Source organism: Streptomyces sp. NPDC051051 (assembly GCF_040682975.1).
Classification (GTDB): Bacteria; Actinomycetota; Actinomycetes; order Streptomycetales; family Streptomycetaceae; genus Streptomyces.
The window spans coordinates 28,900-40,630 of the sequence record NZ_JBFBCB010000005.1; the positions used below are offsets into that span (position 1 = coordinate 28,900).

Annotated in this window: 15 protein-coding genes; 8 read left to right on the forward strand and 7 right to left on the reverse strand. The window is 72.2% G+C overall.

The window, feature by feature from the left end; all coding sequences use genetic code 11:
* Window positions 1-21: 21 nt before the first annotated feature.
* Entirely contained in the window at window positions 22-531 is a 510-nt protein-coding gene (locus tag AB0N31_RS05500; protein WP_366057051.1) for a MarR family transcriptional regulator, read from the reverse strand.
* A 79-nt stretch (window positions 532-610) separates the two neighbouring features.
* Complete coding sequence (locus AB0N31_RS05505) at window positions 611-1,570, reverse strand: matrixin family metalloprotease (RefSeq protein ID WP_366057052.1); 960 nt, start codon at window positions 1,568-1,570, stop codon at window positions 611-613.
* 251 nt (window positions 1,571-1,821) lie between these two features.
* On the opposite strand from AB0N31_RS05505, the gene AB0N31_RS05510 reads away from it, so the two are divergent.
* The 3 genes from AB0N31_RS05510 to AB0N31_RS05520 are packed head-to-tail and all read left to right on the forward strand — an operon-like array spanning window position 1,822 to window position 3,901.
* Window positions 1,822-2,574, forward strand: a complete 753-nt coding sequence (locus AB0N31_RS05510) for a hypothetical protein (RefSeq protein WP_366057053.1) — start codon at window positions 1,822-1,824, stop codon at window positions 2,572-2,574.
* The gene (locus tag AB0N31_RS05515; protein ID WP_366057054.1) at window positions 2,571-3,251 is read left to right on the forward strand and encodes a DUF4166 domain-containing protein; all 681 of its coding nucleotides are present in this window, start codon (window positions 2,571-2,573) and stop codon (window positions 3,249-3,251) included. The genes AB0N31_RS05510 and AB0N31_RS05515 overlap by 4 nt, the downstream gene beginning before the upstream one ends.
* On the forward strand, window positions 3,248-3,901 hold the full coding sequence (locus AB0N31_RS05520; RefSeq protein ID WP_366057055.1) for a TetR/AcrR family transcriptional regulator: 654 nt from the start codon (window positions 3,248-3,250) through the stop codon (window positions 3,899-3,901). The genes AB0N31_RS05515 and AB0N31_RS05520 overlap by 4 nt, the downstream gene beginning before the upstream one ends.
* Window positions 3,902-3,927: 26 nt before the next feature.
* Here the strand turns inward: AB0N31_RS05520 and AB0N31_RS05525 are convergent, their stop codons facing one another.
* Both AB0N31_RS05525 and AB0N31_RS05530 read right to left on the reverse strand, forming a co-directional pair.
* Window positions 3,928-4,230, reverse strand: coding sequence for an MTH1187 family thiamine-binding protein (locus tag AB0N31_RS05525; RefSeq protein ID WP_366057056.1), 303 nt, complete (start codon window positions 4,228-4,230; stop codon window positions 3,928-3,930).
* The gene (locus tag AB0N31_RS05530) at window positions 4,227-4,574 is read right to left on the reverse strand and encodes a DUF3817 domain-containing protein (RefSeq protein WP_366057057.1); all 348 of its coding nucleotides are present in this window, start codon (window positions 4,572-4,574) and stop codon (window positions 4,227-4,229) included. Before AB0N31_RS05530 ends, AB0N31_RS05525 begins: the two co-directional genes overlap by 4 nt.
* Window positions 4,575-4,801: 227 nt before the next feature.
* On the opposite strand from AB0N31_RS05530, the gene AB0N31_RS05535 reads away from it, so the two are divergent.
* The 4 genes from AB0N31_RS05535 to AB0N31_RS05550 all read left to right on the forward strand — a co-directional run bounded on the left by AB0N31_RS05535 (window position 4,802) and on the right by AB0N31_RS05550 (window position 7,446).
* Window positions 4,802-5,434 carry an AIM24 family protein gene (locus AB0N31_RS05535; protein ID WP_366057222.1) on the forward strand — a complete coding sequence of 211 codons (633 nt, stop codon included), beginning with the start codon at window positions 4,802-4,804 and terminating at the stop codon, window positions 5,432-5,434.
* A gap of 1 nt (window position 5,435) precedes the next feature.
* Entirely contained in the window at window positions 5,436-6,086 is a 651-nt protein-coding gene (locus AB0N31_RS05540) for an AIM24 family protein (RefSeq protein ID WP_366057058.1), read from the forward strand.
* The gene (locus AB0N31_RS05545) at window positions 6,083-6,877 is read left to right on the forward strand and encodes an AIM24 family protein (RefSeq protein WP_366057059.1); all 795 of its coding nucleotides are present in this window, start codon (window positions 6,083-6,085) and stop codon (window positions 6,875-6,877) included. Before AB0N31_RS05540 ends, AB0N31_RS05545 begins: the two co-directional genes overlap by 4 nt.
* 92 nt (window positions 6,878-6,969) lie before the next feature.
* The gene (locus AB0N31_RS05550; protein ID WP_366057060.1) at window positions 6,970-7,446 is read left to right on the forward strand and encodes a MarR family transcriptional regulator; all 477 of its coding nucleotides are present in this window, start codon (window positions 6,970-6,972) and stop codon (window positions 7,444-7,446) included.
* A 134-nt stretch (window positions 7,447-7,580) separates the two neighbouring features.
* On the opposite strand, the gene AB0N31_RS05555 is transcribed toward AB0N31_RS05550, so the two are convergent.
* The 3 genes from AB0N31_RS05555 to AB0N31_RS05565 form a co-directional block, all read right to left on the reverse strand.
* Window positions 7,581-8,762, reverse strand: a complete 1,182-nt coding sequence (locus AB0N31_RS05555) for an MFS transporter (RefSeq protein ID WP_366057061.1) — start codon at window positions 8,760-8,762, stop codon at window positions 7,581-7,583.
* Between the two features lie 166 nt (window positions 8,763-8,928).
* Window positions 8,929-9,888, reverse strand: a complete 960-nt coding sequence (gene meaB, locus AB0N31_RS05560) for a methylmalonyl Co-A mutase-associated GTPase MeaB (RefSeq protein WP_366057062.1) — start codon at window positions 9,886-9,888, stop codon at window positions 8,929-8,931.
* Window positions 9,889-9,922: 34 nt separating this feature from the next.
* On the reverse strand, window positions 9,923-11,125 hold the full coding sequence (locus AB0N31_RS05565) for an acetyl-CoA C-acetyltransferase (RefSeq protein WP_366057063.1): 1,203 nt from the start codon (window positions 11,123-11,125) through the stop codon (window positions 9,923-9,925).
* Window positions 11,126-11,275: 150 nt separating this feature from the next.
* Here AB0N31_RS05565 and mce point away from each other — a divergent pair, with 150 nt between their 5' ends.
* Entirely contained in the window at window positions 11,276-11,716 is a 441-nt protein-coding gene (mce, locus tag AB0N31_RS05570) for a methylmalonyl-CoA epimerase (protein ID WP_366057064.1), read from the forward strand.
* Window positions 11,717-11,731: the final 15 nt, after the last annotated feature.

Sequence of the window (11,731 nt, forward strand, 5' to 3'; positions counted from 1 at the left end):
GCTCCTGCGTCCGGCCCCGGTTCAGTCCTCGTCGAAGTCGTGGGCCGCCACGCGCAGGGGGCGCAGCATCGCGAAGATCTCCCCGCACTCCTCGGCGTCGTACACGCCGAGGCCGAAGTCCATGGCCATCAGGTCGCGGGTGGCCGCCTCGACGACCTCGCGGCCCTTGTCGGTGATGGTGGCGAGGGTGCCGCGGCCGTCGTTGGGGTTGGGGCGCTTGGCGACGAGACCGGACCTCACCAGGCGGTCGACGGTGTTCGTCACGGAGGTGGGGTGCACCTGGAGCCGTTCGCCGATCTTCGACATCGTCAGCTCCCCCTCCTTGGAGAAGGTGAGCAGCACCAGGGCCTCGTAGCGCGCGAAGGTCAGCCCGTACGGCTTGACCACCGCGTCGACCTCGGCGAGAAGGATCTGGTGGGCGCGCATGATCGAGGTGATCGCGGCCATGGACGGCACGTTTCCCCAGCGCTGCTTCCAGAGCTCGTCGGCGCGGGCGATGGGGTCGAAGGAAAGGCTGGACGGCTTCGGCACGGCACCAGACCCTACCCGTCGGTCATATCGCGGTCAGCCCCGTCTCGGTCCTCGGTCCACCGGGCCGCGTCGGACCGGGTCAGTACAGGGTGCGCAGGCCGAGGACGTCGCCGCGGCCCAGCGTGCGGGCGGCGGTGGAGCAGGCGAAGGAGTTGGTGAACATCGTCTGGCTCTCGTGGCCCTGGCCGACGTGGGCCAGGCCGAAGACGTGTCCGGCCTCGTGGGTGGCGACGCTGCGGACGTCGTAGGTGTGGGAGCAGGTGTCGGTGGGGCGATCGGTGAAGGCGTGGTCGGCGATGTTGAAGCGGACGTCGGCCTCGCGCAGCTCGTCGGGGCCGCCGGACACGGCCCGGCTCCAGGAGCAGGTCGTCGCGACGACCCCGCCGCCGAGGTCGCCGGCGTCCCAGACGCTCATGCCGTCGCGTGCCGTGCAGTGGGCGTCGCGGTCGATGTCGGCCTCGTTGCCGGTGCGGGACAGGAACCGCGCCTCGGCGGTGACCGCGTCGCCGAAGCCGCAGTCGTTGCGGCCGGCCGTGATGGTGCCGATGGCGCCCTCGAAGGCGCGGCGGGCGTCGCCGGGGGAAAGGTTTCCGGGCAGGGCGCCGTCGCCGAGGAACCACTCGTAGGTGTCGTACACCTTGTGGTCGGCGGTGGCGTGGGCGCCGTCGGCGCACGCGGCCCGCGCCCGGCCGGGGGTGCCCGCCGCGGCGTGCGCGTGGTCGGGGGCGGTCGCGTGGGTCCCGGTGTCGGCCAGGTCGTAGGAGACCGTGCCGTCGGCGGCCACCGCCAGGGTGAAGCCGTGCAGGGAGCCGTCCACCGTGAGGGCGTCGACGCTCACCGTCGTGCCGGGTTCGGGGACGGTGACGCCGGCCCCGGCGTGGGTGACGAGGCGGCCGACGGCCGCGCAGTCCAGCACGGAGGACCCGGCCGGCAGGTCGCCGGGGGTCAGCGCGCCGGACGTGAGGGCGCAGGCTCCCGCGCGCGGCACCGGGGCGCCGCCGTTCAGCACCGCCAGTGACACGGCCGTCGCGGCCGCCACGACCGCCCTCCCCACGGCCGCCGCCCTCGCCCCGCCCACCCCTGCCGGCCCGCGCCGCGCTGCCACTTCGCCTCCGCGTGCCTGCCCGGCCTTCGGACGGGACGTGATCGATTCCCGGGAAGGTTAGCCGTCCGCCGAGGCTCGCAACCCCGTTCACCATCACTCGATTGAGCGACCGCTCAAACACGTGTACCTTCACCCCCGGAGCGTTGAGCGAACGCTCAAACACCGGCCCGATCCAGGGGGTTCACATGGGGCTCTATGTCGAGGCACGCATCCGCGCCGACCTGGACGACCTGTGGACCCGCACCCAGGACCCGGCGCGGCACCAGCGCTGGGACCTCCGCTTCACCGAGATCACCCACCTCCCGCGCGCGGAGGGCGAGCCGCAGCGGTTCCGGTACGCCGTGCGCGTGCTGCCGTTCCTGACCGTCGCGGGCACGGGCGTGTCGGCGGGGGAAAGGAAGCGCCCGGACGGCACCCGCACCTCCGCCCTGCGCTTCGCCTCCCCGCACCCGCTCTCGCTGCTCGCCGAGGGCAGCGGCTACTGGCGTTACGTCCCCGACGGCGACGGCGTCCGCTTCCTCACCGGCTACGACTACCGTCCCCGGTGGGGCGCCTTCGGCGCGCTCGCCGACCGGCTGGTGTTCCGTCCGTTGATGGGCTGGGCGACGGCGTGGTCCTTCGACCGGCTGCGGCTGTGGCTGGAGCGGGGCATCACACCGGAGCGCGCCCTGCGCAACTGGCTCGCGGAGCTGGCCCTGCGCACCGTCACCGTCACCGTCGCCTGCACGGGCCTCGGGTGGGAGTCGTTCCTGCGCCTGCTGGGGCCGTTCGCCGCGTCGACGGCCTACCTGCTCCCCCTGCTGCTGAGCGTCGTGGTCTGCCTCGCCCTGTTCACCTCGCCCCTCGCCTGCACCCCGGCCGCCCGCCGCTGCCTGCGCACCCCACCGGCACGCGCGCGTGCGCCCCGCCTCCTGCGCACCCTGGAGAGTCCGCGATGACCTCGATCTTCCGAACGGCGACGGGAGCCGGCTTCGACCGGCTGCACCCGCAGCTGCAACGCCGCTTCTCGGTGGGGCTGGCGAGCGGGGAGGCCTGCACGGGCCGGGGCGTGATGGACCGCATCTGGCACGGCGGGGCGTTCGTGAAGCCGTTCCTGACGCTGGGCGGCACCCGCAACATCCTCGTCCCGCGCACGGGACGCGCGGTGCCGTTCGTCATCGAGAACGTGCCGTACACCGACTCCTTCGGCCGTGAGACGGTGAGCTTCGTGCGTACCTTCGACCTGCCCGGCCGGGCCCGCCGGTTCGACGCCCAGATGGTGCTCGGCCCGAGGGGCGACCGCGTCCTCGACTACCTGGGCACCCACCAGCACCTCGCCACCGACCTGCACTTCCACGCCGAGCCGGACGGCTCCCTGCTGATCCGCTCGGGCACCCACCGGTTCCGGGAGGGCGGGGTCGACGCGCGCGTACCGGAACTGATCGGGGCGAGGGCGGAGGTACGGGAGTCGTACGACGACACGACGGGACGGTTCCGGATCCGCGTGCGGGTGGTGAACCGGTACGTCGGCCCGCTGTTCGGCTACGAGGGCTCCTTCACCGCCACGTACGCGGACGCCCGCGCCCGCGGCGTGCGGCCGGGACTGCGGCCGGTGCGCGAGGAGGCCCGCGCGTGACCCCGGAGACCGCCAGGTCCCTGGAGACGAAGACGAAGCTGCTCGACGGGGCGCTGCGCACGCTCACCGAGCAGGGCATCGCGAGGACGTCGGCCCGTACGGTCGCGGCGGCAGCGGGGGTCAACCAGGCCCTGGTCTTCTACCACTTCGGCTCGGTGGACGAACTGCTCGCGGCGGCCTGCCGGTACGGCGCGGAGCGGTCGGTGTCGCGGTACCGGGACCGCTTCGCGGCGGTCGGCACGCTGTCCGAACTGCTCGCCCTCGGGCGGGAGATCCACGAGCAGGAACGGGTGGGGGGCCAGGTGATGCTGCTGGGCCAGTTGCTGGCCGGCGCGCAGACCCACGCCACGCTCGGCCCGGCCACGGCGGCGGGGCTCGACCTGTGGATCGTGGAGATCGAGAAGGTGCTGGACCGGGTGCTCGCGGGGACGCCGTTCCGCGAGTTCACCGACCCGGCCGGGCTGGCCCGCGCGGTCGCCGCCTCGTTCGTCGGCATCGAGCTGTACGAGGGGGTCGACGGCGCGGGCGCCGCGTCGGCGCTGGACGCGCTGGAGCAACTCGGTCTGCTGGTGGGCGCGCTGGAGGAGCTGGGGCCGGTGGCCCAGCGGGCGGTGCGGCAGTACCTGCGGCGGGCGTCGGGGAAGCGGTGAGGCCGGCCCCGGCGGGCCTGCCGTCGCTACTCCCCCCGCGGGGCGAGATGCCGCTCGACGGTCTCCACCTTCGAGGTCAGGCCGTCCGTCACGCCGGGGCGGATGTCGGCCTTGAGGACCAGGGAGACGCGCGGCGCCCGTGCCTCGACCGCGGCGACGGCCCGCTTGACGACGTCCATGACCTCGTCCCACTCGCCCTCGATGGACGTGAACATGGCGTCGGTGCGGTTCGGCAGGCCGGACTCGCGGACCACCCGGACGGCGTCGGCGACGTACTCCCCGACGTCCTCGCCGACGCCGAGCGGGGTGACGGAGAAGGCGACGATCACGACGTCTTCACCACGCCTTCGCGCCGGGCGCGGGAGGCGATGACCGCGTCCTCGGCCTCGCGGCGGAGCCTGCGCTCGGCGAAGAAGCCGCCGGTCGGCAGGACCGAGAGGACGAAGTAGAGGGCGGCTGTGCGCAGGGGCCACTTGGCGCGGTTCCAGGCGTCCGCCCAGAAGATCACGTACAGCACGAACAGCAGGCCGTGGAGCGCGCCCATCACCGGCACCGCGTTGAAGTCCGTCGTGCGCTTGAGCACCGAGCAGACGAGCAGCAGCAGGAACGAGACCGCCTCGGGCGCGGAGACCAGGCGGAGTCGGCGGAGGGCGGAGGCTGTCTTGAGGTCCACGGGTCACCTTCGGTGGGAGATGCGGTGCTGATCCGGTCGTTTGTGAACGCACGCACAAACGTTGGCCCATTGTGACAAACGGGCGGGGCGGCGAGCCGGGCGGGGTGCGGCGGGGCCGGGCGGCGCCCGGTCGCGGCCGGCGGACCCGTAGGGGTCTGTTCAGGGACGATCTCCACCCGGAGGACCTGTCGGCGCGGCGCCCCAGGGGCTACCTTCGCAGCGTGGCGATGTTTCGACTCCAAGGCAGCAAGGTGCTCGCCGTCGACATGACCGGGGACGCCGTCAAGGCGAAGAACGGCTCGATGGTCGCGTACGACGGGCAGATGGCCTTCAAGAAGATGAGCGGCGGCGGCGAGGGGCTGCGGGGGATGGTGACCCGGCGACTCACCGGCGAGCAGATGACCGTGATGGAGGTGCGGGGGCAGGGGACCTGCTGGTTCGCGGACCGCGCCTCCGAGATCAACCTCGTGAGTCTCCAGGGGGACAAGCTGTACGTGGAGTCGAGCAATCTGCTCGCGACGGACGCGGGGCTGAGGACGGGCACGTCCTTCACCGGCCTGCGCGGCGCCTCGCAGGGCAACGGGCTGTTCACGACGACCGTCGAGGGACACGGCCAGGCGGCGATCACCTCGGACGGTCCGGCGGTGGTGCTCCGGGTGAGCCCGCAGTTCCCGCTGACCGTGGACCCGGGGGCGTACGTCGCCCACCAGGGCAACGTCCGGCAGTCCTTCCAGTCCGGTGTGACGTTCCGCACCCTGATGGGCGAGGGCGGCGGTGAGGCCTTCCAGATCCGCTTCGAGGGGGACGGCCTGGTGTACGTCCAGCCCAGCGAGCGGAACACGATCGCGGGGGACGTGTGACATGTCCTTCCGCGAGATCAACTCCAAGATGGTCGAGGCGACCGTGGTGCCCGGCCGGCGCCTGTTCAGTCAGCGCGGCGCGATGCTCGCGTACCAGGGCGAGGTGTCCTTCACCCCGAACGTGCAGGGCGGTCAGGGCGGTGTGATGTCGATGATCGGCCGCCGCCTGGCGAACGAGGACACGCCCCTGATGTCCGTCGAGGGCAGCGGCACGGTCCTGTTCGGACACGGCGGCCACCACGTCCAGATCATCAACCTCACCGGCGAGACGCTCTACGTCGAGGCGGACCGCCTCCTCGCCTTCGAGGGCACCCTGCAGCAGGGCACCATGTTCATGGGCTCCCAGGGCGGCGTCATGGGCATGGTCCGCGGCCAGATCAGCGGCCAGGGCCTGTTCACCACGACGCTGGCGGGCCACGGCTCGGTCGCCGTGATGGCCCACGGCGGCGTCTTCGAGGTCCCCATCACCCCCCAGCGCCCGGTCCACGTCGACCCGCAGGCCTACGTCGCCCACCACGGTGACGTGCGCAACAAGCTGTCGACCGCGCTCGGCTGGCGGGACATGGTGGGCCGCGGTTCAGGAGAGGCGTTCCAGCTGGAGCTGAGCGGCAGCGGCACGGTGTACGTCCAGGCGTCGGAGGAGAAGCTGTGACCACCCACCCGGGCACCGGCCCCACCGTCCTCGACCCCATGAGCCTGCCGGCCGACGACAACGTGAACGCGTACACCTTCTGCGTGGAGTTGAAGGGGAGCCAGTGGTTCCTGCAGAAGGGGAAGATGATCGCCTACTACGGCTCGATCGACTTCAACGGCATCGGACACGGCCGGCTGGACCGCCTGGTGCGCACGTCGTTCCATTCGCCTCTGCACGCGAGCGACTGGGTCGTGGCGGAGGGTTCGGGCAAGATGCTCCTCGCCGACCGGGCCTTCGACGTGAACTCGTACGACCTCGAAGACGGCAACCTGACCATTCGCTCGGGCAATCTGCTCGCTTTTCAGCCAACTCTCGCACTCAAGCAGTCGATCGTTCCGGGTTTTCTGACGCTGATCGGAACCGGCAAGTTCGTCGCCGCATCTAACGGCCCGGTGGTGTTCATGGAACCCCCGATCCGGGTGGACCCGCAGGCGCTCGTCGGCTGGGCCGACTGCCCGTCCCCGTGCCATCACTACGACCACGGGTACATGACGGGCGTGATGGGCGGCCTACGTGCGCTGACGGGCCTGGGCGGGGCTTCCGGGGAGGAGCACCAGTTCGAGTTCGTGGGCGCCGGCACGGTGCTGCTCCAGTCCACCGAGGTCCTCATGGCCGAGCAGGCCACGGGAGCGGTTCCACCCGAGCCGGGGGTGCCCGGCGGCGGTGGGCCGGGCGGCTTCGGAGGTCAAGCGGGCGCACCGCGCCTTCCCGGACAGCTGGGAGACCTCCAGCGTCGCTTCGGGCTGTGAGCGGTAGTCTGCGGAGTGTGACGTCGAACGCGTGCGCACTGTCACACCACCCTTACTAGTTCGCTTTTCAACATTTTAGGTAGACTTCATTTATGGAGACCGACACGGCCACGCGCTGGCTGACCGAAGCGGAGCAGTGCGCCTGGCGCACCCACCTGGAGGTCAACAGGCTGTTGACGTACCAGCTCGAAAAGGATCTTCAGCCGTTCGGACTGACCATGAACGACTACGAGATCCTGGTGAATCTGTCCGAGTCGGAGGACGTCCGGATGCGGATGAGCGACCTCGCGTCCGCCACCCTCCAGTCCAAGAGCCGGCTCTCGCACCAGATCACCCGCATGGAGAACGCCGACCTGGTGCGCCGTGAGAACTGCGAGTCCGACCGCCGAGGTCTGTTCGCGGTCCTCACCGAGCACGGCATGGAGACGATGCGCAAGGTGGCACCCCACCACGTGGCGTCCGTGCGGCGGCACTTCATCGACCTGCTCTCCCCCGAGGCCCTGGCGGAACTCGACAAGGCCCTGACGCCCATCGCGGACCACCTCCGCGAGCAGCGGGGACGCCCCTGAGGGGGCCCCTCGTCCGGCGGACGGAGCCGGGCCCGGTCCGGCCGAAAGAACCCGGACCCCCGGAAGGCGGAGCCCGAACAGGGCTCCGCCTTCCGGCGTCCCGGGGACCGTGAGGACGAGGGCCGGCCGATCCCTCAGCGGCCCCGCCCGGCCGCCGCGGCCAGCAGGGCGACGCCGCCCGCCGCCGCGAAGCACACCGCGAGCGGCGCGTGGCCGAGGAGGAGTCCCGAGGTCGCGGAGCCGAGGGAGCTTCCCGCGTTCACGCCGGTGTTGATCCAGGCGCCGGCACCGGTCCGGGCGCCCGGCGCCGCCGTCTCGTCGGCGACGAGGTAGGCCGTCGTCAGGATCGGGGCGACGAAGATCCCGGCGCAGGCCACCGCCGCGGCCAGGGTCCACAGGTCCGGGGCCAGGCCCGCGCAGGCCAGGGCCAGCCCCAGTGCCGCCGCCAGCCGCGGCAGCCTCGCACGGGCGGGCGTACGCCAGTCGACCGCGCCGTTGAGGAGGCCGCCGACCGCGCTGCCCGCGGACAGCGCGGCCAGGGTCCAGGCGGCCCCGTCGCCGCCGTACCCGCCGTCCTCGGCGTACGCGGTGACGAACAGGTCGACGGCGCTGAGCGCGGTGCCTGCCCCGACGGCCACCAGGACCGGCCCGCGCAGGCCCCGGCCGAGGCGCTGCCGGCCCGGCGGGCGTCCGGCCGCCGGTACCCGGACCGCCCGCAGCGGCGGCGAGGCCACGAAGGCCAGGGTCCCGCCCGCGATCAGTGCGGCGCCGAGCAGCACCCCCGCCGCGGGCGGCGCGAACCGCACCAGGACCCCCACCAGCACCGGGCCGGAGACGTACAGCAGTTCCTCGGCGACGCCGTCGAGGCTGTACGCCCGCTGCATCAGCCGCCGGTCCCGGACGAGGTCGGCCCACACCGCGCGCATGACGGGTCCGAGCGGGGGCGCGCAGGCTCCGGCGAGCGCGGCGAGCGCGCCGAGCGCCACCGGCCGGGCTCCCGTCCGCCAGGTCGCGGCGGCGAGCGCGGTCAGCAGGACGGCGTACGCGGCGGTCATGGGCGGCAGGGCGCGCCGGGGACCGTGGCGGTCGACGAGGGACGCGCGCAGCGGCATCAGGAGGACGGCCGAGGTGCCGAAGAGGGCGAGGACGGTGCCGGCGACGGCGTAGGAGCCGGTGGCGCGGACCGTGGCGAGGAGGAGGGAGAGGGGGACGAGGCCGTACGCGAGCCGGCCGAGGAGGGCGGCGGCGAAGGTGCGGCGGGCGTGCGGGACGCGGAGCACGGCGGCATAGGTCGGCCGCGAAAGGGGCGCAGACACGGGTGAGTTCCTCGACGTGAGGCGGGAGAAGGGGACACCTGGGGCCACGGCGGCCGGTGCGGCCGGTCCGTGGCGGGGTGTGCCCTACGCCAGGAAGAGGAACATGGGCGTCAAAGTACCAGCGGCGGCGCCGGGTCGGCGACCGCCGGGTCACCCGCGGGGCGCCTCACCGCCCCTGGGTCAGTCCCGCCACCAGCTCGTCCGCCGCCCGGTACGGGTCCAGTTCGCCGGCGACGATCCGCTCCGCGAGCGTGCTGAGCCGGCGGTCGCCGTGCAGGTCGCCGATGCGCTCGCGCAGGGCGGTCACGGCGATCGTCTCCACCTCGCGGGCCGCGCGGGCACGGCGGCGTTCGGCGAGGACGCCGTGCTCCTCCATCCACGCGCGGTGCTTCTCCAGCGCCTCGACGACCTCGTCGACGCCCTCGGCGCGGGCGGCGACCGTCTTCACGATCGGCGGGCGCCAGTCGCCGGGGGCGCGGGACTCGCCGAGGCCCAGCATGTGGTTCAGCTCGCGGGCGGTGGCGTCGGCCCCGTCGCGGTCGGCCTTGTTGACGACGTACACGTCGCCGATCTCCAGGATTCCCGCCTTGGCGGCCTGGATGCCGTCGCCCATGCCGGGGGCCAGCAGGACCACGCTGGTGTCGGCCTGGGAGGCGATCTCGACCTCGGACTGGCCGACGCCGACCGTCTCCACGAGGATCACCTCGCAGCCCGCCGCATCGAGCACCCGGATGGCCTGCGGGGCCGCCCAGGCCAGGCCGCCGAGGTGCCCGCGGGTGGCCATGGAGCGGATGTAGACGCCGGGGTCGGAGGCGTGCTCCGACATCCGGACGCGGTCGCCGAGCAGGGCGCCGCCGGAGAACGGCGAGGACGGGTCGACCGCCAGGACGCCGACCCGTCTGCCCTGCTTGCGGTACGCCGTGACCAGCGCGGAGGTGGACGTCGACTTGCCGACGCCGGGCGAGCCGGTCAGGCCCACCACGTAGGCGTTGCCGGTCAGCGGGGCCAGTGCCGCCATGACCTCCCTGAGCTGCGGCGACGCCCCCTCCACCAGGGAGATCAGCCGGGCCACGGCCCGGGGCCGGCCTTCCCTGGCCTGGGCGACCAGCGAGGAGACGTCCTGCATCACAGCTCCGTTCGGGTAATGACGTACAGGGAACTCAGGCCTTGGGTACCCGCACGATCAGCGCGTCACCCTGGCCGCCGCCGCCGCACAGCGCGGCCGCGCCGATGCCGCCGCCCCGCCGCTTCAGCTCCAGGGCCAGGTGCAGCACGAGCCGGGCGCCGGACATGCCGATGGGGTGGCCGAGGGCGATGGCACCGCCGTTGACGTTCACCTTCTCCGTCGACACCCCCAGGTCCTTCATCGACTGCACCGCCACGGCGGCGAAGGCCTCGTTGATCTCGACGAGGTCGAGGTCGGAGACCTCCAGGCCGTCCTTCTTCAGGGCGTGCAGGATGGCGTTGGACGGCTGCGACTGGAGCGAGTTGTCCGGGCCGGCCACGTTGCCGTGGGCACCGATCTCGGCGATCCACTCCAGGCCCAGCTCCTGCGCCTTGGCCTTGCTCATCACGACCACGGCGGCGGCGCCGTCGGAGATCTGCGAGGCGGAACCGGCGGTGATGGTGCCGTCCTTGGCGAAGGCGGGACGCAGCTTGCCGAGCGACTCGGCCGTGGTCTCGGGGCGGATGCCCTCGTCCTTGCTGAAGACGACCGGCTCGCCCTTGCGCTGCGGGATCTCCACCGGCGTGATCTCGGCCTCGAACAGGCCGTTCTTCTGCGCGGCGGCGGCCCGCTGGTGGGACAGGGCGGCGATCTCGTCCTGCTCGGGGCGGGCGATGCCGAGGCGCGTGTTGTGCTTCTCGGTGGACTCGCCCATGGCGATGTTCTCGAAGGCGTCGGTCAGCCCGTCGTGGGCCATCGCGTCGAGCATCTCGATCGCCCCGTACTTGAAGCCCTCGCGGGACTTCGGCAGCAGGTGGGGGGCGTTGGTCATGGACTCCTGGCCGCCCGCCACGACGATGTCGAACTCGCCCGCGCGGATCAGCTGGTCGGCCAGCGCGATGGCGTCGAGGCCCGACAGGCACACCTTGTTGACGGTGAGCGCCGGGACGTTCATCGGGATGCCGGCCTTGACCGCGGCCTGCCGGGCCGGGATCTGGCCCGCGCCGGCCTGGAGCACCTGGCCCATGATCACGTACTGCACCTGGTCGCCGCCGATCCCCGCACGGTCGAGGGCGGCCTTGATCGCGAAGCCGCCGAGGTCGGCTCCGGAGAAGGACTTCAGCGAGCCCAGCAACCGTCCCATGGGCGTACGGGCACCCGCGACGATCACCGAGGTCGTGCTGTTGGTTCCAGTCATGAGCTGCGATCCCCTTACCGGCCTTGCACGGGCCGAGGAGTGAACGAGGGTTTACTTCGAATGTACTGACAGGCTCTTCACCCGTCATCGGGCCATCGGTGTGATCGCGCGCACGTTGCGTAACCACCTCCGTCGCGCTGCACTGACAGCATGCTGACGCGAATCGACCACATCGGGATCGCCTGCCACGACCTCGACGCCACCGTCGAGTTCTACCGGGCGACGTACGGCTTCGAGGTGTTCCACTCCGAGATCAACGAGGAGCAGGGCGTCCGCGAGGCCATGCTCAAGATCAACGATACGTCCGACGGCGGCGCCTCGTACCTCCAGCTCCTGGAACCGACCCGGGAGGACTCCACCGTCGCCAAGTGGCTCGCCAAGAACGGCGAGGGCGTCCACCACATCGCTTTCGGTACGGCGGACGTCGACGCGGACTCCGCGGACATCCGCGACAAGGGCGTACGCGTGCTGTACGAAGAGCCCCGACGCGGCTCCATGGGGTCACGAATCACCTTCCTTCACCCAAAGGATTGCCACGGAGTCCTGACAGAACTGGTCACATCGGCCCCCGTTGAGTCACCTGAGCACTGACCCTCGTACATATGG

What these genes read in the sequence shown, in the direction of transcription:
- AB0N31_RS05510 (WP_366057053.1), top strand. Translation starts at nt 1,822, where the DNA reads ATGGGGCTCTATGTCGAGGCACGCATCCGCGCCGACCTGGACGACCTG.
- AB0N31_RS05515 (WP_366057054.1), top strand. Translation starts at nt 2,571, where the DNA reads ATGACCTCGATCTTCCGAACGGCGACGGGAGCCGGCTTCGACCGGCTG.
- AB0N31_RS05535 (WP_366057222.1), top strand. Translation starts at nt 4,802, where the DNA reads ATGTTTCGACTCCAAGGCAGCAAGGTGCTCGCCGTCGACATGACCGGG.
- AB0N31_RS05540 (WP_366057058.1), top strand. Translation starts at nt 5,436, where the DNA reads ATGTCCTTCCGCGAGATCAACTCCAAGATGGTCGAGGCGACCGTGGTG.
- AB0N31_RS05550 (WP_366057060.1), top strand. Translation starts at nt 6,970, where the DNA reads ATGGAGACCGACACGGCCACGCGCTGGCTGACCGAAGCGGAGCAGTGC.
- meaB (WP_366057062.1), bottom strand. Translation starts at nt 9,888, where the DNA reads ATGCAGGACGTCTCCTCGCTGGTCGCCCAGGCCAGGGAAGGCCGGCCC.
- AB0N31_RS05565 (WP_366057063.1), bottom strand. Translation starts at nt 11,125, where the DNA reads ATGACTGGAACCAACAGCACGACCTCGGTGATCGTCGCGGGTGCCCGT.
- mce (WP_366057064.1), top strand. Translation starts at nt 11,276, where the DNA reads ATGCTGACGCGAATCGACCACATCGGGATCGCCTGCCACGACCTCGAC.